Source organism: Actinoplanes sp. NPDC049598, from assembly GCF_040675435.1.
GTDB lineage: Bacteria > Actinomycetota > Actinomycetes > Mycobacteriales > Micromonosporaceae > Actinoplanes.
The window spans coordinates 1-21,114 of record NZ_JBFAOX010000019.1; the positions used below are offsets into that span (position 1 = coordinate 1).

21 protein-coding genes and 1 pseudogene are annotated in these 21,114 nt (G+C 72.4%); 10 read left to right on the forward strand and 12 right to left on the reverse strand.

The genetic code is table 11. The features are described from left to right. Nucleotides 1-501 (reverse strand): dienelactone hydrolase family protein (locus tag AB0J66_RS34290; protein WP_364669736.1); only part of this gene is annotated, 501 nt, incomplete at its 3' end. 474 nt (nucleotides 502-975) lie between these two features. Between AB0J66_RS34290 and AB0J66_RS34295 the strand changes: the two genes are divergently transcribed. Together AB0J66_RS34295 and AB0J66_RS34300 are read left to right on the forward strand one after the other, a co-directional pair. Next, on the forward strand, nucleotides 976-3,111 hold the full coding sequence (locus tag AB0J66_RS34295) for a transglycosylase domain-containing protein (protein WP_364669738.1): 2,136 nt from the start codon (nucleotides 976-978) through the stop codon (nucleotides 3,109-3,111). Nucleotides 3,112-3,182: 71 nt separating this feature from the next. Continuing rightward, nucleotides 3,183-3,527, forward strand: coding sequence for an STAS domain-containing protein (locus AB0J66_RS34300; RefSeq protein ID WP_364669741.1), 345 nt, complete (start codon nucleotides 3,183-3,185; stop codon nucleotides 3,525-3,527). Here the strand turns inward: AB0J66_RS34300 and AB0J66_RS34305 are convergent. Beyond that, complete coding sequence (locus AB0J66_RS34305; RefSeq protein WP_364669743.1) at nucleotides 3,524-3,757, reverse strand: hypothetical protein; 234 nt, start codon at nucleotides 3,755-3,757, stop codon at nucleotides 3,524-3,526. The genes AB0J66_RS34300 and AB0J66_RS34305 overlap by 4 nt on opposite strands. Nucleotides 3,758-3,918: 161 nt before the next feature. Here AB0J66_RS34305 and AB0J66_RS34310 point away from each other — a divergent pair, with 161 nt between their 5' ends. Continuing rightward, nucleotides 3,919-4,761 carry an alpha/beta hydrolase gene (locus AB0J66_RS34310; RefSeq protein ID WP_364669745.1) on the forward strand — a complete coding sequence of 281 codons (843 nt, stop codon included), beginning with the start codon at nucleotides 3,919-3,921 and terminating at the stop codon, nucleotides 4,759-4,761. Between the two features lie 10 nt (nucleotides 4,762-4,771). Continuing rightward, a complete protein-coding gene (locus AB0J66_RS34315) occupies nucleotides 4,772-5,491 on the forward strand; it encodes a hypothetical protein (RefSeq protein ID WP_364669747.1) in 720 nt (239 codons plus the stop codon). 33 nt (nucleotides 5,492-5,524) lie between these two features. Here AB0J66_RS34315 and AB0J66_RS34320 read toward each other — a convergent pair whose 3' ends face one another. Further along, complete coding sequence (locus AB0J66_RS34320) at nucleotides 5,525-6,160, reverse strand: LuxR C-terminal-related transcriptional regulator (RefSeq protein ID WP_364669749.1); 636 nt, start codon at nucleotides 6,158-6,160, stop codon at nucleotides 5,525-5,527. Nucleotides 6,161-6,226: 66 nt separating this feature from the next. Beyond that, nucleotides 6,227-7,789 (reverse strand): FAD-dependent oxidoreductase, encoded by a 1,563-nt coding sequence (locus tag AB0J66_RS34325; RefSeq protein WP_364669752.1) that lies wholly within the window; start codon nucleotides 7,787-7,789, stop codon nucleotides 6,227-6,229. A 103-nt stretch (nucleotides 7,790-7,892) separates the two neighbouring features. On the opposite strand from AB0J66_RS34325, the gene AB0J66_RS34330 reads away from it, so the two are divergent. Continuing rightward, entirely contained in the window at nucleotides 7,893-10,637 is a 2,745-nt protein-coding gene (locus AB0J66_RS34330) for a LuxR family transcriptional regulator (RefSeq protein ID WP_364669754.1), read from the forward strand. Here the strand turns inward: AB0J66_RS34330 and AB0J66_RS34335 are convergent. Further along, nucleotides 10,582-11,361 (reverse strand): GNAT family N-acetyltransferase, encoded by a 780-nt coding sequence (locus AB0J66_RS34335; protein WP_364669757.1) that lies wholly within the window; start codon nucleotides 11,359-11,361, stop codon nucleotides 10,582-10,584. The genes AB0J66_RS34330 and AB0J66_RS34335 overlap by 56 nt on opposite strands. A gap of 212 nt (nucleotides 11,362-11,573) precedes the next feature. On the opposite strand from AB0J66_RS34335, the gene AB0J66_RS34340 reads away from it, so the two are divergent. Then, nucleotides 11,574-12,776, forward strand: a complete 1,203-nt coding sequence (locus AB0J66_RS34340; RefSeq protein WP_364669760.1) for a serine hydrolase domain-containing protein — start codon at nucleotides 11,574-11,576, stop codon at nucleotides 12,774-12,776. A 44-nt stretch (nucleotides 12,777-12,820) separates the two neighbouring features. Further along, nucleotides 12,821-13,291 carry a hypothetical protein gene (locus tag AB0J66_RS34345; RefSeq protein ID WP_364669763.1) on the forward strand — a complete coding sequence of 157 codons (471 nt, stop codon included), beginning with the start codon at nucleotides 12,821-12,823 and terminating at the stop codon, nucleotides 13,289-13,291. Here AB0J66_RS34345 and AB0J66_RS34350 read toward each other — a convergent pair. Both AB0J66_RS34350 and AB0J66_RS34355 read right to left on the reverse strand, forming a co-directional pair. Continuing rightward, nucleotides 13,274-13,660, reverse strand: a complete 387-nt coding sequence (locus AB0J66_RS34350) for a DUF6188 family protein (RefSeq protein ID WP_364669766.1) — start codon at nucleotides 13,658-13,660, stop codon at nucleotides 13,274-13,276. The genes AB0J66_RS34345 and AB0J66_RS34350 overlap by 18 nt on opposite strands. Before the next feature lie 68 nt (nucleotides 13,661-13,728). Beyond that, nucleotides 13,729-13,857 (reverse strand): hypothetical protein, encoded by a 129-nt coding sequence (locus tag AB0J66_RS34355; RefSeq protein ID WP_364669769.1) that lies wholly within the window; start codon nucleotides 13,855-13,857, stop codon nucleotides 13,729-13,731. A 35-nt stretch (nucleotides 13,858-13,892) separates the two neighbouring features. Here AB0J66_RS34355 and AB0J66_RS34360 point away from each other — a divergent pair. Both AB0J66_RS34360 and AB0J66_RS34365 read left to right on the forward strand, forming a co-directional pair. Further along, nucleotides 13,893-14,021, forward strand: a pseudogene (locus AB0J66_RS34360) (NAD(P)/FAD-dependent oxidoreductase); the annotation flags it as partial. Nucleotides 14,022-14,286: 265 nt separating this feature from the next. Then, entirely contained in the window at nucleotides 14,287-15,321 is a 1,035-nt protein-coding gene (locus AB0J66_RS34365) for a glycosyltransferase family 2 protein (protein WP_364669772.1), read from the forward strand. Here the strand turns inward: AB0J66_RS34365 and AB0J66_RS34370 are convergent. The 3 genes from AB0J66_RS34370 to AB0J66_RS34380 are packed head-to-tail and all read right to left on the reverse strand — an operon-like array spanning nucleotide 15,269 to nucleotide 17,387. Then, nucleotides 15,269-15,664 (reverse strand): hypothetical protein, encoded by a 396-nt coding sequence (locus AB0J66_RS34370; RefSeq protein ID WP_364669774.1) that lies wholly within the window; start codon nucleotides 15,662-15,664, stop codon nucleotides 15,269-15,271. The two genes, AB0J66_RS34365 and AB0J66_RS34370, sit on opposite strands and share 53 nt — an antisense overlap. A 59-nt stretch (nucleotides 15,665-15,723) precedes the next feature. Next, the gene (locus tag AB0J66_RS34375) at nucleotides 15,724-16,362 is read right to left on the reverse strand and encodes a response regulator transcription factor (protein WP_364669776.1); all 639 of its coding nucleotides are present in this window, start codon (nucleotides 16,360-16,362) and stop codon (nucleotides 15,724-15,726) included. Further along, complete coding sequence (locus AB0J66_RS34380) at nucleotides 16,359-17,387, reverse strand: sensor histidine kinase (protein ID WP_364669779.1); 1,029 nt, start codon at nucleotides 17,385-17,387, stop codon at nucleotides 16,359-16,361. Before AB0J66_RS34380 ends, AB0J66_RS34375 begins: the two co-directional genes overlap by 4 nt. Before the next feature lie 528 nt (nucleotides 17,388-17,915). On the opposite strand from AB0J66_RS34380, the gene AB0J66_RS34385 reads away from it, so the two are divergent. Further along, the gene (locus AB0J66_RS34385; RefSeq protein WP_364669781.1) at nucleotides 17,916-18,533 is read left to right on the forward strand and encodes a hypothetical protein; all 618 of its coding nucleotides are present in this window, start codon (nucleotides 17,916-17,918) and stop codon (nucleotides 18,531-18,533) included. Between the two features lie 188 nt (nucleotides 18,534-18,721). Here AB0J66_RS34385 and AB0J66_RS34390 read toward each other — a convergent pair whose 3' ends face one another. Both AB0J66_RS34390 and AB0J66_RS34395 read right to left on the reverse strand, forming a co-directional pair. Beyond that, the gene (locus AB0J66_RS34390; protein ID WP_364669783.1) at nucleotides 18,722-19,498 is read right to left on the reverse strand and encodes an NAD(P)-dependent oxidoreductase; all 777 of its coding nucleotides are present in this window, start codon (nucleotides 19,496-19,498) and stop codon (nucleotides 18,722-18,724) included. A 44-nt stretch (nucleotides 19,499-19,542) separates the two neighbouring features. Next, nucleotides 19,543-21,057, reverse strand: a complete 1,515-nt coding sequence (locus AB0J66_RS34395; protein WP_364669785.1) for a carboxylesterase family protein — start codon at nucleotides 21,055-21,057, stop codon at nucleotides 19,543-19,545. Between the last annotated feature and the right edge of the window lie 57 nt (nucleotides 21,058-21,114).

Genomic DNA, 21,114 nt, shown 5'->3' on the forward strand with positions numbered 1-21,114 from the left:
TTTCATCCGGACCTTCGGTTGGGGTTTGTGCCCCGCCGCCGGGGCCCCGGGGGCGGGCGCTGCCATGCCGGCCGGCATGGCAGCGCACTGCTGCAGGCCGAACTTTCCCAGAACCACCGCGCGAAACTGATCGTTCAGCTGGGCCGCCAGGGCGAGACCGAAACGCGCTCCCATCGACATCCCGAGATAGCCGAGCCGGCCGACGTCGACCCGGCCGCAGGTGGCGACCGCATCAAGGGCGGCCTTCCAGTCGTCGGTCATGCGGTCGAGGGCCACCTCGACCCCGAGCTCGGCGATCCGGGCCTGATATCGCTCGGCCGGCACGGGGGCCGGCACCCGCTCGCCGTGGTAGGGACCGTCGATCGCGACCACGGCGCATCCGCCTTGACCGGCGAACCAGCGGGCGTGCTCGACAACCCGGGCGCTGCGCTTGTGGCCGCTCCCGCCGTGACCGATCAGCACGAGCGGCACCGCGGCGGACGCCTCCGGCGGCAGCCACATCGCACCAGGCACACGACGCCCGGAACAAACGGCACGAAACGACCCTTCGACGACGCCGTCCGCCGCCTGATCGGCAAACCACGTGAGACCCGATGGCACCGCTCCATCCAACCACCCGCCCCGTGACGCGGCCACCTGCTTCCGCGCCCCTGACTGCCCTCGCCGGGTCGCCGGCCCGGCTGGCCGGGGTCGGGAAGGGCCTGAGGTGTGAGGGCCTGCTGCCGGAGAGTGAGCGGGGGACCGAGGTTCGCGAATCGGGCGGTGGGGCGGCTACTCTCGGGGCGGCCGTGGCGCGTTGGTGCTGGGTTCGGGCGGTCGTGAGCTTGTCGTGGGGTGGGGCGTCCAAGGGCGGTCACCGCTCCCGGGTGGCGTTCAACAAGATCACGTAGGCTGGTCCGGCCGTGTTGCGCGGGGGTGGTTCCCTGTGCCGGCGTGTTCGCGCGGTCCCCGTCGAGGAAGGTGGTCTGGAGCTCCGTGTCTGTCGGTAACCGGACGAAAGACCGTAAGTGGCCCACCAAGGCCGTGTTGCTGCTCCTGTGCGGGCTTCTGACCGGGGTGGTGGTTTCGGCCGCCTCGTTCCCGGCCTTCGCGCTGGGCGGGCTGGTCGCCAAGGCCGGGGCGCAGGAGTTCGCCGCGCTGCCGAGCACGCTCAAGGAGCAGTCGGCGCCGCAGGTGACCCGGGTCTTCGCCAACGACGGCAAGACGCAGATCGCCGTGCTCTACGACGAGTTCCGCAGCGATGTGCCGATCAGCCAGATCTCCCAGCACATGCAGGACGCCATCGTGGCCGCCGAGGACCACAAGTTCTACGAGCACAACGGCGTCGACCTCAAGGGCATCGCCCGGGCCGCGGTCAACAACAACAACGGCGGGTCCAAGCAGGGCGCCTCGACGCTGACCATGCAGTACGTGCGGATGGCCCAGGCCTACGGCGCGAAGACGCCGCAGGAGGCGATCGACGCGACCAAGGACAGCCCGGAGCGCAAGGTCACCGAGATCAAGTACGCGCTGCAGGTCGAGAAGGATCTGACCAAGAAGCAGATCCTCGAGCGGTACCTCAACCTCGCGCCGTACGGCAACGGGGCGTACGGCATCTATGCCGGCAGCCAGGTCTACTTCAAGAAGACCCCCAAGAACCTGACCATCGCCGAGGCCGCGCTGCTGGCCGGCATGGTCAAGGCGCCGACCTCGTTCGACCCGACCACCACGACCGGTTACCCGCAGGCCCTGGACCGGCGCAACTACATCATCGACAACATGGTCTCGCTCGGGCAGATCACCAAGGCCGAGGGCGACGCGGCCAAGAAGACCAAGCTCGGCCGCACGACCAACCGCCCCGGCAACGGCTGCACCAACGTCGCCAAGAACAACTGGGGCTTCTTCTGCGACTACTTCTACCGCTGGTGGCTGGACCAGAAGGACTTCGGGGCCAACACGTACGAGCGTGAGCGCCAGCTCAAGACCGGCGGGTACCGGATCGTCACGTCCCTCGACGTGAAGGCGCAGACCGCGGCCCGGGCCGAGATCAGCAAGAAGATCAAGGACAAGAACAAGAACGCCGTCCTGATCGCCGGGGTCGAGCCGGGCACGGGCGAGGTCAAGGCGCTGGCCGCCAACCGCACGTTCAAGCTGGACAACGGCTCCAACCCGCTGAGCTCGAACCCGCAGGCCCGCAAGGCCGGGGTGAAGGCGACGTACCCGAACACGACGAACCCGATCATCACCGGTGGCGGGGACATCAACGGCTACCAGGCCGGCTCGGTGTTCAAGATGTTCACCATGGTGGCCGCCCTGGAGAACGGTCTCGAGCTCAGCCACTCGATCACCTCGGACTACTTCTACAAGTCGGGCTACCCGGTCGCGTTCAACTCGCCGGCGGCCTGCCCGAACACGAGCATCTACTGCCCGCAGAACGCGTCCAAGAACGAGAAGGGCACGTTCAACATGTGGACCGGCTTCGGCAAGTCGGTCAACACGTACTTCGTGCCGCTGCAGGAGCAGGTCGGCGCGGAGAAGGTGGTCGACGTCTCGAAGCGGTTCGGCATGCAGTACCGCGCCAAGGGCGACCGCGACCTGATCGCCACCAATGAGGCGGCGCACCAGTTCGGCGCGTTCACCCTCGGTGTGACCTCGTCGACGCCGCTGGACATCGCGAACGCGTACGCCACGCTGGCCGGCGACGGCATGTACTGCACACCGACGCCGATCAAGCAGATCACCACGGCGAGCGGCAAGAAGCTGAAGACCGGCCAGCCGTCCTGCAAGCGGGCCACCACGCCCGACGTGGCCCGTAAGGCCCTGGACGCGGCCCGGTGCCCGGTCGGCGACCACGCCCAGCTGGGCAGCTGCGCCGGCGGTACGGAGATGAACGCGTACCGCACGATCAAGCACCCGATCTTCGGCAAGACCGGCACCACCGACAGTGACAAGACGGCATCGCTGGTCGTCGGCTCGCGCAACCTGGTCGTGGCCGGCTACATGGTCAACCCGGACTGGGCCAACCACACCGACCGGATGCCGCACAACATCGTCAACCCGGTCGTCTACAACACGCTCGCCGATTACATGGAGGGTCAAGAGAGCGTCGAGTTCAAGAAACCGGGCGAGTAGAGGTAAGTTTGGCCGCCCGTACCGCGGGTAACGGGCACCGATCATGCTGGACGAGATCAACCGAGGTCGACATGTCATTGGATTACCGGATCGAACGCGACGCGAGCACCATCACCGTCGTGCCCGAGGGTGACATCAGCCTCGAGACCGTCGACGTGCTGCGCCAGGTGCTGCGCAGCACGGTCGAGACCCCGAACACCGACCGCGTCGACGTCGACATGAGCGGTGTCGCCTTCCTCGACTCCAGCGGCATCGGCGTCCTGGTCGCCGCCCAGCGCATGGCCGCCGCCCGCGGCGTCACCCTGATGCTGCGCGAGCCCACCGCCATGGTTCGCATGGTCCTCGACATCGCCAACCTGGGCGACATCCTGGTCCGCCAGCCGGCCACCGACCAGCGCGAGCCGGCCGCCGACTAGGAGGCGGCCGCGATGTCGCGGTCGTAGCGTTTCATCAGCTCGAGGCCCTCGCGGCCGGGGCGGTCGCCCTCCCCGGCCCGCTTCACGACAACGCCCCAGGCCGCCCAGAGCAGCCCTTCGACCTCGTCCGGCTCCTTCCGGCAGGCCCGCTCGATCGGCGCGACGAACGCCGCGACATCCCCCGCCGCCACGACCGCCGGATAGTGGGCAAGGGCTTCCTCGTAGTTCACACCGCCAATCCACGGAGGCGTAAGAAGCGGCACGCGCGCCCGCCCTCGGCGGCGAACCCGCACGGTGTCGGGCGTGCTCGGGGGCGACCGGCGTGGCCCTTTCGCGCATGGGTTGGCGGTGGTGCTCGGCGGAGCGGGGCCGGCGTGGCTGAACTGGAGGCATGCCTGACATCACGCATCAGACCGCGCCCACGCAGTTCGCCGAGGCCGGCGGCATCTCGTTCGCCTACCGGCGGTTCGGGCACGGGGGTGAGGTGCCGCTCGTGCTGCTTCAGCACTTTCGCGGGAACCTCGACAACTGGGATCCGGCGCTGACCGACGGGCTGGCCGCCGGGCGCGAGGTGATCCTCGTCGACTACGCCGGGGTGGGGTCCTCCACCGGCGCGCCCGCGCACTCGGTCAACGAGAGCGCCCGGCACATCATCGCCTTCACCGAGGCGCTCGGGCTCGAGCGGTTCGACCTGCTCGGCTTCTCGCTCGGCGGGTTCGTCGCGCAGGAGATCGCGCTGATCCGGCCGCTGGCCGTGCGCAAGCTGGTGCTGGCCGGCACCGGGCCCAAGGGCGCGCCCGGCATGCACGCCTGGCGGGCCGACATCGCCGAGCATGCGCGAGCGCAGGTCAACGACGCCGCCGACCTGCTCTACATCTTCTTCGCGCACACCGAGACCAGCCAGGCGCTGGGTAAGCAGTTCCTCGGCCGCATCTTCACCCGCACCGAGGACCGGGACGAGCCGACCACGGTCGCCGTCCGCGACGCCCAGTACGACGCCATCATCGAGTGGGGCATCCCGGACCACTCGGCGCTGCAACGGCTGACCGGCATCGCCGCGCCCACGCTGATCCTGCAGGGCGACGACGACCTGATGATCCCGACCAAGGGCAGCCACACGATGGCCGGGCTGATCCCGGACGCGCGGCTGCGCATCTACCCCGACGCGGCGCACGCGTCGCTGTTCCAGTACCCGGCCGACGCGGCCAAGGACGTCAACGAATTCCTCGGCTGAAGGAGCCACCATGACCGACCTGCTTGAAGTGATCCTGGAGTCGTACGGCGGCCGCCAAGCGTGGGCCGAGGCCCAGCAGATCAGCGCCCGCCAGTTCTTCGGCGGCGCGCTGTGGGCGCTGAAGGGCTGGCCCGGCGCCCTCGACGACGTCCAGGTCACTGTGGACCTGCACCGCGAGCACACCCGGCAGGAGCCGTTCTTCGCCGACGGGCACCACACGAACTTCACCCCGCAGCGGGTGGCCGTGGAGACCGCCGACGGCGAGGTGGTCGAGGAGCTGCTCGACCCGCGGGCCTCGTTCACCGGGCACGAGCTGACCACGCCGTGGACGCGGCTGCAGCTCGCCTACTTCTCCGGGTACGCCATGTGGACGTACACCACCGAGCCGGCCTCGCTGCTGCTGCCGGGCGTGCGAACCGAGGAGATCGACGGCTGGACCGAGGACGGCAAGAAGTTCCGGCGGCTCGCGGTCACCTACCCGGACACGATCGCCACCCACACGCCGCGCCAGGTCCTCTACGTCGACGGCGACGGACTGATCCGGCGCCGCGACTACACCGTCGACATCGCCGGGAGGGCGCCGAGCGCGCAGTACGCCCTGGACTTCGCCACGGTCGGCGGCCTGGTCGTCGCGACCAGCCGGAAGATTTACAGCACGGACGGGAACAACCACAAGGTGCCGGACCCGCTGATCGTCTCGATCGACCTCAAGGACGTCGAGGTCAACTGAGGAGGTACGGGGCCCGGCCCGGCCGGGCCCCTCTCAGACCACCCCGTAGCGCATGGCGTGGGCGATGATGTGCGATCGGTTGCGCAGCCCCAGACGCCGGGTGATGGCGTGGATGACGCCCTTGACCGTCCGCTCGGAGTAGCTCAGCTTGGCCGCGATCTCGGTCGTCTCCAAACCCTCGGCCATCAGCCGGATCACGTCGATCTCGCGCGGGGTCAGCCCGGACGCGTTCAGCCCGGCCTCGTCGAGCACCTGCCGCTGCAGCTGCCGCAGGTGCTCCAGCAGGTCGCCGACCAGCGGCGGCGGCATCACCCCGTCACCGGCCGCGACCGCGACGACGGTCCGGGTGAGCCGCTCGGCCGTGACGGCCGCCCGGGGCAGCACCGCCTGGACCCGGCACTCGACGGCCAGCAGCAGCTCGGAGTCGTCGAGGTCGTCGAGCACCAGCACGACCGGCCGGCGGGTGGCCGCGGCCGAGCGGCGCAGGGCGGGCGCCACCCGGGAGTCCAGGCGGGCGGCGGCGAAGACCAGGACGTCGCCGCCGGCCTCGCCCTCGTCGAGGATCCGCAGCTCCGGCCGGCCGGCCAGCAGCACGGTGAGCCCCGTGAGCGTGAGCGAGTCGGTGGCCTGCACCGACACGTCGATCGTCTGGACCACTGCCTCGGTCATGGGGGCCTCCTTCGCGGCTTGCTGAGGCAACAGTGCCGCGCTCGCCGGGTGGAGGCATAAGTCGAATCACTGACGGCTTGCGTGCACCGACCGTACGGCCGCCGATCCTTCACCGACCGCCGCCGCGACCCGCTTGAGCGAGCCCTGCCGCACGTCGCCCACCGCGAACACTCGAGGGATCGAGGTGGCGAACAGGGCATCGGTCACGATGAACCCGGACTTGTCGGTTTCGACACCCTCGAGCCACTCCGTCGCCGCCGTGGCGCCGATGAAGCTGAACAGGCCGCGGCACTCCAGCGGCTCGTCGCGGCCGGTGAGCGTCAGAGCATCCAGGTGCTCGTCACCGCGTACGGCCAGGATCTCGGTGTTGGCCAGGACCGTGATGCGAGGGTCGGCCAGGATCCGCTCGACCAGGTACGACGACATCTTGGCGGACAGGTCCGGGCCCCGCACGATCAGCGTCACATGCGATGCGTAGCGAGCTAGATGCAGCGACGCCTGCCCGGCCGAGTTGGCCCCGCCGACCACCGCGACCGGCTCCCCGGCCACGCCCTGCGCCTCCAGATCGGTCGCGGCGTGGTAGATCCCGTTGCCCACGAAGTCGTCCCACTCCTCGATCGGCAACGACCGGTAGGCCGCCCCGGTGGCCACGATGACCGCCCGCGCGCGAACCTCGGCGCCGTCGTTGAGCACCAGCGTGTGGCTGTCCGAGCCCGGCCGCAGCGCCTTCACCCCGCACGGCGTGGCGATCTCGGCCCCGAACTTCAGCGCCTGCACGGCGGCCCGGGTGGTCAGGTCGAGGCCGCTGAGCCCGAACGGGAAGCCCAGGTAGTTCTCGATGCGGGCGCTGGTCGCGGCCTGCCCGCCGGTCGCCACCCCGTCCAGCAGCAGCGTGCTGAGCCCCTCGGAGGCGCCGTAGACGGCCGCGGCCAGTCCGGCCGGTCCGGCGCCGACGATGGCCAGGTCGACGGTTCCGCGGCCGATGCTGCGATAGGTCAGCCCGAGGTGCTCGCTGAGGTCGCCGGGCGTCACCCGCCGCAGGACGCCTTGCGGCGTCAAGGCCACCGGCAGGTCGGCGTGCGTGAGTCCGGCTTCCTGCAGTACGGATCCAGCCTCGCCGGACGCTTCGTCGAGCCACAGGTGCGGCAGCCCCTGGCGGTCGAGGAACACGCGCAGGGCCAGGCTGTCGCCCGAGCGCGGATCGCCGATGATCCGGGTGTTCTGCTCGGCCCCGAGCCGCAGCAGCCGGCGGCGGGCCAGGAAGGCCCGCAGAAACAGGTCGCCCAGATCGGTCTGCTGGGCCATCAGGCGCCGGAACGACCCCTGGTCGATGACCCGGACCGTGCCCGGCTCGACCACGGTGACCGACTGGTTGCGGATCTGCCCGGTGAGCAGGCTGAGCTCACCGGCGAAACCACCCGGGCCGTACGTGAACGAGCCGTCGGAGAGGGTGGCGGTCCCGCACAAGACGAGATCGCAGTTCGCCTCGCCCACCTCGGCCAGCCGGGTCCCGGCGGTCACCGTCTGCTCCGTCCCGTACGTCGCGGCCCGGGCGAGCTGCTCGGTGTCGAGGCGGGCGGTCGCGGCGGCGGGCAGATCCTCGATTTCCGGGAAGGACGTCCTGTTCATTCGGGCAACGGTGACAGGGCGCGGTGGCTTGCGTCACGGGATGGGCGTTTCCAGGGTCACAGGGGCAAGGGCGGTTGCCCCCGCCGCCGCTAAGCTCGGTTCCGTGCCGGCTCGAACCCCCTCCCTGATCGGGCGCGAGCGGGAGCTGGCCCACTTCCGGGAGCTGCTCGCCGCCGTCGGCCCGGCCGGTCAGGCCGTCGTGGTCGAGGGCGAGGCCGGCATCGGCAAGAGCACCCTGGTCGACGTGGTGGTGGCGCTCGCCGCCGAGCAGGGCTTCCGTGAGCTGCGCTGCACCGGCGTGGCCAGCGAGACCACCTCAGGCTTCGCCGGCCTGCACGAGCTGTTCCACCCCGTGCTCGACCGCCTGGCCGCCCTTCCGCCCCGGCAGCGGCAGGCCCTGGAGGTGGCCCTCGGGCAGGACGACGGTCCGGCCCCGAGCCGGCTGATGACCGGCCTGGCCGCGCTCGGCCTGCTCGAGGAGTACGCGGCCGAGCAGCCCACGGTCGTGGTGGTCGAGGACGCGCAGTGGCTCGACGCGTCCAGCGCCCAGACGGTCGCCTTCGTCGCCCGGCGGCTGTCGCAGGCCCGGGTGCTGCTGATCGTCACCATGCGGGCCGCCTCGGAGCTGTTCGGCTCGTTGCCCGAGCTGCCGCTCGGCCCGCTCTCCGAGGAGGAGGCCGAGCGGCTGCTGCCGGAGCTCGACGGGCCGGCCCGCAAGCGCGTCCTGGCCGCGGCCGTCGGCAACCCGCTGGCCCTGACCGAGCTGCCCCGGGCCCTGAGCTCGGCGGCGCGCACCGGCGACCAGTGGCTGCCGATGACCCGGCGGCTGGAGCAGGCCTTCCTGGACGGGGCGGCCGGGCTGCCCGAGCGCAGCCGGCGGATGCTCCTGCTGATCGCCGCCGCCCCCGAGTCGTCGCTGCGGCAGCTCATGGCGGCCGCGGCCGGCGCCGGGCTGACCCTCGACGACTTCGCCCCGATCGAGCGGGCCGGGCTGGCCACCGTGCCCGGCGACCGGGTGGTGCTGCGCCATCCGCTGGTGCGCTCGGCCGTCTACGGCGCGGCGTCGTTCGCCGAGCGGACCGCCGCCCACCGGCTGCTGGCCGCCGCCGCCACCGACCCCGACCGGGCCGCCTGGCACGCCGCCGCGGCCACCCCGGACTACGACGACGAGGTCGCCGCCGCGCTCGAGGAGACCGCGAACCGGGCCCGTGACCGCAGCGCCCAGAACGAGGCGGTGGCGGCGCTGCGCCGGGCCGCCGCCCTCTCCTCCGCGGTGACCGACCGGGCCCGCCGGCTCGCGGCCGCCGCCGAGATCGCCCGGCAGGCGGGCGAGGTCACCGACAGCGCGCTGCTCGTGCACGAGGCCTGGCCGCTGGCCACCGACCCCGACGTGCTGGCCCACCTGGCCTTGACCGAGGCCGCGCTGGGCGCGAGCGCGGCCGTGCCCGGGCACAGCACCGGCGAGCTGCTCGACCTGGTGGCCCGGCTGGCCGGCCCGAGCGGCCGGGACAACCAGATGCAGCGGCTGCGCGTGCTGGCCACGGCGGCCACCGCCCAGGCCATCCAGGGGTTGCCGGCCGAGCTGCGCGACCGGCTCCGGCAGGCCATCGACGACGCCGCCACCGGTCAGGACGGGCCGCACGCCCTGGTCGGCCGGGTCCTGCTCCAGCCGGCCGAGCACGCCGCGCAGGCCCGGTCCGCGCTGCCGGGCCTGCACCGCAGCGTCCGCGACTACATGGCGGCCGGGCCACCCAGCCGTTCCCAGCTCATCATCGGGGTCGGGCTGATGGCCCAGGCCGTGCACGACCTGCCGGCCGCCCTGCGGTGGTGGGACCTCGGCGTCGACCACTTCCACCGGGCCGGGGCCATCGGCGACGAGGCCTGGATGCTGCGGGAGCGGGCGGTCATCCGAGTCGGCCTCGGCCGGCTGACGGAGGGCCTGGCCGACGCCGAGATGGCGCTGCGGCTCAGCCAGGACCTCGGGCTGCGGGTCACCACGGCCGACTCGGCCTTCGCGGCGGCCCGGGCGTACGCGTGGCGTGGTGACAACGCCCGCGCCCGCGACGCGCTGCGCCAGGGTGAACAGGTCCTGCCCGACGCCACCTTCCTGCGGGCCCGGGCGAGTTGGTCGGCCGGCCTGATCGCGCTCAACGAGCACCGGTACTCCGACGCGTGGGACCTGCTGTCGGGCACCCAGGCCATCGCCACCACCGGCCTGTGGTCGCTCGGCGACCTGACCGAGGCCGCGGTCCACCTCGGGCACGAGTCCGCGGTCGAGCCGCTGCTGACCCGGGCCGCCGAGCAGGCGGCCGCGTTCGCCAGCCCGTACCTCGACAACCTGCTCCTGCGCGCCCGGGCCCAGATCGCGCCCGGGCCGGAGGCCGAGGCGCACTACGAGGCCGCGCTGGCCCTCCCGGCCCCGGCCGCGGGCGCGCTGGAGTCGGCCCGGACCCGCCTGGCCTACGGCGAGTGGCTGCGCCGCCGCCGGCGCATCGTGGACGCCCGCGAGCAGCTCGGCGCGGCCCTGCGGGTCTTCGAGGGCGCCGGGGCGATGCCGTGGGCCGAACGGGCCTCGGCCGAGCTGCGCGCGGCCGGCGTCGCCCCGGCCGCACCCCGCCCGGCCGGTCCGTCCTACGCCCAGCTGACCGCGCAGGAGATGCGCATCATCGAGCTGGCCGCGGACGGGCTGACCAACAAGGAGATCGCCGACCAGCTCTACCTGTCGCACCGCACGATCGCGACCCACCTGTACAAGGTCTTCCCGAAGCTGGGCATCAGCAACCGCAACCAGCTCAGAAACGCGCTGTCCAGTTCTCCCGCTCGTACAGAGGCGCCAAACCGGACCTGAGCATGTTGGACAGCGACTGGTTGCCCTCGCCCTGCCACGTCTCGGCGAACAGGCGCCGGCAGCCGGCCTCGGCCGCCGCCCGGGCCCGGGCGCCGATGAGCGCCGACTGGGCGCCCCGGCCCCGGTGACTCGGCCGGGTGCCCGCGGCGTTCAGGCCGGCCCCGTCGCCGTACAGGTAGAGATTGGCCCCGGCGACGATCTCGTCACCCGCCCAGGCCGCGAAGGGCCGCCACTCCGGCCGCCCGGCGGTCGAGGCCAGCATCGCCGTCAGATCGCCGCTCGGCATGCCGAACGTCTCCAGCACGACGTCGGCCCACGCCTCGGCGTGCTTCTCCTCGACGGGCGCGACACGCAGATCAGTCGGCCCGGCGACGACCGCGGCCGGGTCGCCGCCCAGTTTGATCCAGGTGCTGCCCTTCTCCAGCCCGCGCCCCGCGAAGCCGTCCGGCAGCACCGAGGGCACCAGCTGGAGCGTCGCCTGCCGCACCCCGTGGCCGCGGTAGAAGTCGAGCACCTCGTCCAGGACGGCCAGGGTGAACGGCTCGGTCACCCCGAACCCGAGCGCCTTGCTCCAGTACGACGTCGGATCGTTCGGCATGGCCAGCGCCACCCCACCCCCGATCCGTGCGGCGGCCACGCCCAGCCTCGCCCGCGCCGCTTCCGGCATGCGCGTCTCGTAATCGTGCATGAACGCGGCCTCAGTCAGCTCGGCCTGCTCGTCCACCTTCAAACCCCCTGCCCGTACGCCTCGTCGCGCTCGCCGGCTCATCATCGGCGAGTCCCGGCTCCACCGCGATGAGCCCGATCACGCCGGCAGATCTCGGCGCCACTGTCGCGAGGGCTGGGCATCTTCTAGGTTGGTGATCTGGCTCCGATCCGATGTGGTGCCTGAATGGGCCTCACTCCCGGGGAGCCGGAGCGGGGAGGGCAACCTACATGCGCAGCCGATGGCTGGCGGGCACGGCGGCGATCGTCCTGGCGATCCCGGTGGTGTCGGCCTGCGACAAGTCCGACGCCCCGGCCCACAACGCCTCCCCGCCCGTCACGGTGAGCCTGCCGGACAAGCCCATGAGCGCCGAGGCGGCCGCCGCCGTCGAGAAGACGGTGTCGGCGCTCCAGGCGGCGAACGCCACCGAGGCGCCGGCGGTCCTGGTCGGCGTGTGGGATCCGGCGAAGGGCTTCTACACCGGCGTTTTCGGCAAGTCGGAGGCGGCTTCGGCGGCCGACACCGTACGGATCGGCAGCATCACCAAGACCTTCGTCGCCACCCTGGTGCTCCAGCTGGTCGCGGAGGGCAGGCTCACCCTCGACGGGACGGTGGGGCAGTACGTTCCCGAGCTGGCCACCCGGTACCCGGAGGTCGGCTCGCGGACCGTCGAGCAGCTGCTGTCGATGCGCAGCGGGCTGCCCGACTACGCGGCCGCCGTCACGGGGCGCATCGCCTCCGAGCCGGCTCTGACGTCGAAGGCGTGGACCGCGGACGAGCTGATCAAGGACGCCCTGGCGGACGGGCCGGTCGGCCCGGCCGGGGCGACGCCGGCGTCCTACAGCAACACCAACTACATCGTGCTCGGCGAGATCCTGGAGAAGGTCACCGGCATGTCCCTGCCCGACCTCGTCTCGGCCCGCCTGCTCAAGCCGTTGGCGCTCAACCGCACGGCGTACCCGCCGGCCGGCGACACGAGGCTGGCGGCGCCCGCTTCCCACGGCTACGTGATGGCCGGCGGCGTCGGCGAGCTGACGGTGGCGGGCGGGACCTTCCGGGCGGGCACCGACGTGTCGGACTGGACCGCATCCTGGGGCGGCGCCGCCGGGATCATGAGCTCGACCGTCGGGGACCTGGCCCGCTGGGCGGCGACGGGCTTCGGTTCGGCCACCCTGCCGGAGTCGCTCCGGACGGCCCGGGCCAAGTCCGTCCGGCTGGAGCATCTCGGCGAGTACGGGCTGGGCCTGCAGAAACTCGGCGCCTGGAGCGGGCACATGGGCGGTGTTCCCGGCTGGTCCACCGTGGCCCTGCGGAACACCACCTCGGGGGCGATCGTCGTCGTCGCCGTCGACGCCTGCTGCGGGGACACCTCGTCGGTGCTTCCTTTGAGGGTCGTCGACGCGCTGTATCCGGGCACGCTCTCATTGACGTGACGCCGATCGGTCATCCGTCGCGATCCGGCTCGTAGGATCGGGCGATGGACCGTCGGCTGGCCATCGGTGGGCTCGCGGCGACGGCGGCGTTCGTGGTCACGGTCGTGACCCGGGCGGTGGCGCATGGGCGGGCGGTGGAGCGGATGACCGGGGCCGCCACGTACCGCGAGCTTTTCGCCGTGCAGGCCGAATATCAGCAGACCAGCCGCGTTCTGCTCGTGCTGTCGCTCGTCTCGCTGCTGGTGGCCGGGGCGGCACTGCGGCTGGGGCGCCGGCCGTGGGGACTGTGGCTGGTGGTGGCCGGCGCCTTCGTGGCCTGGACCGTCTACGGCTGGTGGCAGACGTTCGCCCGGACCGGAGGGGGCGGAGGCGCCATGGTCGTCTCGGCCGGCGCCCGGCCGGCGCCCGAGGTGCTGGCCGCCGCCGTGGAGGCGTACCGCGGGCCTGGCCTTATCGGGGTGTCCCTGGCGATCCTGCTCCTGGTCGTGCACGTGCTCTCAAATAAGCGTCGCTGAGGCGCCCGCGTTGGCCCAGACGGCCAGCTCGCCGCCGGGCAGGCAGACGATCAGCGGGCCGTCCGGGTTGGTGAACGCCCACGACTCGACCTCCGGATCGGGGCCGACGCGCAGCTCCGCGCCCGTCCCGAAGGTCAGGCTGAGCTCGCCGTCGCTGGCCTGGGCGGTGCTGACCACGTCGCCGAGCAGCGGCGCCAGCACGTCCGCATCGTCCTCGCCGGGCACCACTGTGGCCCGGCTCCCGGCCGCGGTGAGCAGGGCGGCCGTCTCGATCAGGATCTGGCTGCCGCGCGAGAAGCTGAGGACGAGGGCGTCGCCCAGGCGCACGTACTCCAGATGCTGGCCGACCAGGGGGGTGAGCGGCGACATGACGTACCTCGATCAGCTCGTGGAATCTCGACGAGCAGGACCGTAGACGGAGTTTTCATAAGGGGGCCTTAAAAGGCGGCCCGGATCGCTTCGGCGAGGCTCGGCTTGCCGTACAGCTCGGCCCTGATCGCCGCGAGGCTCTCGGCGGCGAGGGCGTCGCGGTAGGCGGCCTCGGCCCGCTGCATGGCGACCTTCACCGCGCACGGATCGGTGGGGCGCGGGGTCAGCGCGCCGATCCGGCCGGCTCCTCGTCGACGAGCACATGCGGGTGCCGGGCGTGCCCGGCGTCTACGCGGCCGGCGACACGGCGGCCGCCGTGGTCGAGGCCGGGCGGATGACGATGCAGAGCTGCCAGCACGCGCAGCCGATGGGCAATGCGCGGGCCACAACGCGGTCTCCGACCTGCTGGGGGGCGTGGCGATCGGGTTCGCTCCCGACCCGTACAGCAACCATCTTGATCTCGGCGCGGTGGCCACGAAGGGCTGGGACCGCGTCGTCTCCAATCGGGCATACGCCGCGTGAGGCGTCCCCGGGACACGAAGGGATGACCTGACCGGCTACTCTTCCGCCCGACAAGGCGAAAGACGCTCGCCATCGATGCGCCATCCCACAGGAAGAATTCGCCCATGCGCCAGCCCTCGGTGACCCTCTCGGTGGTCACGCCGATGTTCAACGAGCGCGAGGCGGTCGACCACTTCGTGGCTCGGCTGCGCCCTGTTCTCGACGGCCTGGGAGACTCGTACGAGGTCGTGGCCGTGGACGACGGCAGCAGCGACGCGACGGTCTCGCGCCTGATGCAGCTACGGGCCGACTGGCCGCAACTGCGCGTGGTCGCCCTGCGCCGCAACGTCGGCCACCAGACCGCCCTGCGCGCCGGCCTGCGGGCCTCGCGCGGCGACTACGTGGTGAGCATCGACGCCGACCTGCAGGACCCGCCCGAGGTGATCGGCGAGATGCTGGCCGCGGCCCGCCGCGAGAAGGTCGACGTCGTGTACGGCGTGCGCAGCGACCGCAGCACGGACACCGCCTTCAAGCGGCAGACCGCCGGCCTCTACTACCGGATGATGCGCAAGCTGGTCGGGCCGTGGATCTCCGACCAGGCCGGCGACTTCCGCCTGATCAGCCGGGCCGTGGTCGAGGTGCTGAACGCGCTGCCGGAGCCGCGCCCGGTCTACCGGCTGATCGTGCCGTCGCTGGGCTTCAGCAGCGCCGAGGTCCCGTACGTGCGGGCCGAGCGCGTCGCCGGCGAGACCAAGTACCCGCTGTCGAAGATGATCAAGCTGACGCTGGACAGCATCACCAGCTTCTCGGCGGCCCCGCTGAAGATCGCGACCTGGCTCGGCATGCTCAGCTTCCTCATCTGCGTGCTGCTGATGGTGATCGCGCTGGTCGCCTGGATCGCGGGCTCCGTGGTCCCGGGCTGGACGTCGCTCTACATCGCGGTGCTGCTGCTCGGCGGCGTCCAGCTGGTCTGCGTGGGCCTGCTCGGCGAGTACATCGGCCGCATCTACGCGGCCGGCCAGGGCCGGCCGCCGTTCCTGGTCGCCTTCGACACCGCCGCGCTCGACGTGGCCGACGTGGCGGCCACCCCGGTCCCCGGCGGCCCGATCACCGAGGCCGAGCTCGAGGGCGTGGAGCTGGCCGGGCGCCCTGTCGCCTGAGCATCGCGATGAGCATGGCCGGGAACATGAGGATGTGCCCGGCCATCATCAAGGTGCCACCACTGATCAGACCCAGGCCGTACGGAATCAGCAGCGCCACGAACGGCACGAACATCGCGGCGCACATCCCGGCGATGTGCCCCCACGAGTGCTTGCGCACCAGCATCCAGGCGGCCATGCCGATCGACATGTTCGTGGCCATCACCATCGCCGCGGCGGCCGGGTGGTCCTCCAGCGAGGGTACGGCCGCCGCCCAGGCCGGACCGAGGGCGATCATGCCGGCGACCATCGCGACGACCATCTCGAAGTAGTGAAGAGCGAAACGGGCTTTCGTCGAAGTCATGCCGATGATGCTCGCGCCCGGCGGGTCATGTTCTCAGGTGCCGAAGGTCATGGCCGGGGTCACTCGTTCAGCAGACCCAGCTCCCGGCCCCGCAAGGCGGCCTGGGTGCGGTCGCGGACGCCGAGCTTGCCGAGCACATTGGTGACGTGGTTCTTGACGGTGCCCTCGGCCAGGAAGAGGGCGGCCGCGATCTCCCGGTTGCTGCGGCCCCGCGCGAGCAGGCGCAGCACGTCCCTCTCCCGTTCCGAGAGCGGATCGACCGGCGGCGACGTCTCGGGCAGCCGCGCGACCCGGGCCACGACCTTGGCCGCGACCGACGGCTGCAGCACCGACTCGCCCCGGTGGGCGGCCCGCACCGCCTCGACCAGCCGCTCCGACGACACGTCCTTGAGCAGGTAGCCGATCGCCCCCGCACGCAGCGCCGCGAACACGTCGGCGTCGTCGTCGAACGTGGTCAGGGCGATGACCTGCGTCTCCTGATGCCGGGCCCGGATCCGGCGGGTCGCCTCGACGCCGTCCAGCACCGGCATCCGCAGATCCATCAGCACGACGTCCGGCCGCACCTCACCGGCCCGGGCCAGCGCCTCGTCGCCGTTGCCGGCCTCGCCCACCACCTCGAGATCCTCGACCACGCCGAGCAGCACGGCCAGCGCCTCCCGGAACAGCGCCTGATCGTCCACAATGAGCACACGGGTCACCCCGGCACCTCCATCCGCAGCGTCGAGCCGGCCCCGGGCGTGGACTCCAGGGTGAGGTCGCCACCGAGCCGGGCCGCCCGTTCCCGCAGGCCGACCAGCCCGAACCCGCCCGTCGCGCCGCCGGCGACGCCCTTGCCGTTGTCGCGCACCTCCAGGCGTACGGCCGCCGGCCGGGAAAAATCGAGAACCAGGGCGGCTTTCGTCGCGTGGGCGTGCTTGCGCACGTTGGTGAGGCCCTCCTGCGCCGTACGGAACAGCGACTCCTCGGCCTCCGGAGACAGGGGCCGGGCCTCGCCGACGATGTCCACGTCGCTCGTCAGCCGCCGCAGGGCCTCCGTCAGCTTTCCGCCCAGCGCGTCCCGCTCCTCCCGCAGCGCACCCACCGACCGGCGGACCTCCCGCAACGCCTCCTCGGCCTGCTCCTGCGCCTTGCCGAGCAGCTCGTCGGCCTTTTCGGGCTGCTTCCCGAGCACCGCGCGGGCCGCCTTGATCTGTATCTGAACGACGGTCAGCCCGTGCCCGAGCCCGTCGTGGATGTCCCGCGCGACCCGGTTCCGCTCCTCCAGAGTGGCCAGCCGCGCCGCCGCCCGCCGAGCCTCCTGCTCACGCATCAGCAGTCGGGTGACCACCGCCGCGAACGCGCCGACCGCGAACAGCCCGAGCCCTTCCCGCACCCCGGCCGCCAGCTCCATGCCCACGTGGAACAACGGCAGCAACGCGACCACCACCACAACCGCCGCCACCGGCAGCAGCAGCGTCGCCTGAATGACCAGCACGACGAGCATGAGCGTCGCCCCCACCGACGCCGCCGAGGCCACAAAAACCACAAAACCACAGATCAAAAGCAGCGTGACGTACGCATACGCGAGGCGCCCCCGCCCCGCCACCCACCCGGCACCGATCGTCGCCACCAGCACGAAAACCGCCCCCGGCACGAGCGCGAACCCCGCCCGATGCCCACCCAGCACATCGACGAGCAGCGTCACGAAGGCAGCGACCGTCAACGCCGCCATGGCCCGTCTCACGACCTCACTGTCGAGCACACCCCCGCAACCGGTCAAACCCCAGCCCGAGAGACCGACTGCGCGGCGGTCAAGGACGCCACGCACAACGCCTTCGGACGCCCCAGCGCGGATCTCCATGAGGATGGGCCGACGAGCCCCGCCGCTGGCGGCCCGGCTCACCTCCCGCCCCGCCGGTGTTGATCACCCGTTCGGGGGAGTGCCGAGCGGTCCTTTCACCTTTCCGGCCTCCCTCCTCCAAGATCATCTATGGCTTGCTCCGCCGGGGGTGGGGCGGTGGCGATCGGGTGCGTGATCGAGAAAGCAGGCGCCGACCCGATCGTGCCGGCGGCGCTTGCGCTCGGGGTGTCCGAATGAGGGAGGCCCGCCAGTGGGTGGTGACGGCGGAGCCCGGAGTGTCCGATCGGTGGGTGGCGCCTGACGAAGGTCTGGATGCGGGAGTGGTCGATGGGTGAGACGCATCGGCGGGGTTCGGAAGGGGCGAGCCGGCCGGAGCTCGTCGCAAGGCGGCCGTGCGGGCAGTGCCAGGGTGTGACCGACCGGAGCTCGGTCCTGGCCTGCGGGCGTTGCGGCGGCCCGGGCTACGCGTTCGACCCGGGCCGGGCGCCGCAGGGGTCGGAGGAGACCGAGGCCGCGGTGGAATGTCTGCTGCAGCACGTTCCCGTGCTGCGCCCGCTCGATCGCGGTGTGCTCGGGGCGATCGTCGATGACCACTTCCGGGCGGGCTGGTGTGTGCGTGACGTCGTGCACGCGCTCGACCAGCGGCCGGACAACGAGGGGCACGAGATCTGGTCCGCGAAGGAGCCGCCCGAGCGTCTTCTGTGGCACGTCCATGAGCGGCTGCGGACGTGGCGGTGGACCGACGGAGGCGAGATCATGGCCGGTCCCTGGACCGCCCGGCGGGCCGCGATGGCGACTGCCCACCGGCTCCAAGCCGACCGGCAGCGCGAGCGCGACGAAAGCTGGCACGAGCAGATCGCCGGGGCCCGCGCCGCCACCGGGGCCGGCCGGGCCGAGGCCCGCCGGGTCGCGGCCGAAGCCGGCGCTGCCGCCCGGCGGAACCGCGCCCACGCCGCCGAAGCCGACGCCATGCACCGCCGAGCGCAGGTCCGCGCCGCCCGGCAGCAAGCCCTCACTGACGGCGGCTGACATCTGCTGCTCAATCGGCGGCGGGGGAGCTGTGGTGCGGGCACGGTGGGGAGTGGCCACGCTGGCCGTTCTGACGATGGCCGGTTGCGGCGGGCACAAGAAGGACGTTCACGAGCTCGAAGCGGTTCTCGCCGAGCGCTACCAACGGTGAGCGGTCGACGCTGAGCCCTGGAGCGGGGCGACGCGGGTCACGACGGCTGGTCGGACGCGCTGGGCTGGGCCGAGCTGTGCCCCGGCGCGCCGAGCGGCCCGGTGGCCATGGGCCCGCCGACGAGATCGTCCTCCGGGGCCGGGTCGCCGACCGTGCCGGCCCAGGCCTCGGCGTCGTCGACCGGCGTGTAGCCGATGGCGCGGCCGCCCGCCGCCGACCACCAGCGGCGGGTGTTGGCCGAGACGCCCCAGACGACGTGGAAGCCGGTGGCGGTCAGCGCGGCCTCGACCAGCCGGGCGACGTCGTCGGGGGACAGCCACGACGACAGGTCGCGGTGGTGTTCCGGTTTCTCCTTGCAGGAGCCGATGCGCAGGCAGATCACGTCCATCCCGTACCGGTCGTGGTAGAGCCGCCCGAGCGACTCCATCGCCGCCTTGCTCCAGCCGTAGTAGGAGTCGGGCCGCGGCGCCACGTCGTCCGGCAGGTCCTCGGTGTACGGCTGAAGCCCCACCGCGTGATTGCTCGACGCCAGGATCACCCGCCCCACGCCCGTCTCGTGGGCCGCCTGCAGCACCCGCTCGGTGCCGCGCACGTTCACCGCCAGCACGTCCTCGAACGGCCCCTCGCTCGCGATGCCACCGAGATGCACCACCGCGTCCACCCCACGGCACGCCTCCCGCACCGCGTCCAGGTCGGTCACGTCCAGCTCGGCGATGCCTTCGCCCGGCTGTACGTCCGTGGCCCGCAACCCACTCAGGCGCGCCCGCAGCATCGTGCCGATGGCCCCGGACGCCCCGGTCAGCAAGATCTCCATGCCGTGCGTGTGCCCGCGCCGGCCAGGAACAACCCTTCCGCGGCTCATCCGATGCGGGACCAGAGCCCGCAATGGTGCTCGGCCGCCGCGTCGACCGGGCCGACCGCTCCGGCGGCGAAGGCCTGGACGTAGGGCGCGCCGGGCCAGCCGGCCCGGCCGGTGGCGGCGAAGCGGGCCCAGGCGTCGACCATTCGGTCGGCCAGCGCCGTCTGCGGCTTGCCGGCCAGATAGCCGACGTCGAACAGGTACGGCAGCTCGGAGCCGTGGAAGGCGCCCCACGCGTACGGCACGGCCGGCGCCGGGCCGTCGCGCTCGGCGAACTCGTACGCGTAGGTGGGGTTCCGCCGGGCCAGGAGCCGGTCGCCGGCCAGCGTGGGGCAGGCCCAGATCCGGTCGGTGGCCACGGCGGCCCAGGCCAGACCGGGTGAGGGGTACGCATCCACGGGGTAGGCGGCCCGCACCCGAGCCGCTTGCTCGCCGAAGGCCGCGTGCAGGATCGCGGCGTACCGCTCGGCCGTGACCGGGGTGACCAGGTCGACCGAGGCGACGAAGCCGCGGTGCTCGTCGCGGGTGTGACCGGACAGCACCGGCATGTGGTGGAAAGCCCCGGCGCGCAGGGCGTCGGCCGGCGCCCAAGGCAGCAGCGGCGTCCCGTAGGCCGGCGTGACGAACGCCTGCACCCCGATGCCCTGGGTGTGGCTGAGCAAGGTCTCCGGCGGCTGCGCCCGCAGGCACGCCAGCCTGTCACCCCGGCAGCCGAGCGTCGCCGCGAGCTCGGTGCCCTGCCTCTGTACGGCGTCGAGCGGCGACCACTGGGAGCCGGCCCCGACGCCGGGCAGGAACAGCTCGTCCGGCCAGTCGGTGAGACACGACCCGGACTGGATGACCGCCCGCTGGAACAACCCGGCCGCGGCCGGCGAGGTGAGCTGCGCGCAGACGCTCATGCCGCCGGCCGACTGCCCGGCCAGGGTGATGTTGGTGGGGTCGCCGCCGAAAGCCGCGGCGTTGCGGTGGGCCCAGCGCAGCGCGGCCTGCTGGTCCTGCAGCCCGAAGGTGCCCGAGCCGGCCAGCCCGGGCAGCCCGAGGTAGCCGAAGACGCCGAGCCGGTAGTTGACGGTCACCACGACGACGCCCCGCCGGGCGAGCCGGTGCGCGTCGTACATGCTGCCGGATCCGGTCTGGAAGCCGCCGCCGTGCAGCCACAGCAGGACCGGGTGGCGTCCGCGGCCGTCGCGGGGCGTGGTCACGTTGACGTAGAGGCAGTCCTCGTCGCTGGGTGAGGCGCCGGACGACGCGCCGTTCTGCGCGCAGTCGGGACCCGGTGCGTCGGCCGCCCGTACACCCGCCCAGGCTGTGACCGGCTGCGGCGCCCGCCATCGCCGATCCCCGGTCGGCGGGGCCGCGTACGGTACGCCCTGGAAGGTGCGGTAGCCCTCGTGGGCGACGCCCCGGACCAGGCCGGCGTCGGTCCGGACGGTCAGGGCGCTCCCGGTGCCGGCGGGGCCGGGCGCGCCGCCGATCGCCAGGGCCGCCGCCATGAGCACGGCAGTGAAAGTCATACCGCCAGCCTCGTCACCGATCGACGGGCGCGGATCAACCGCTCGATGATCGATCGG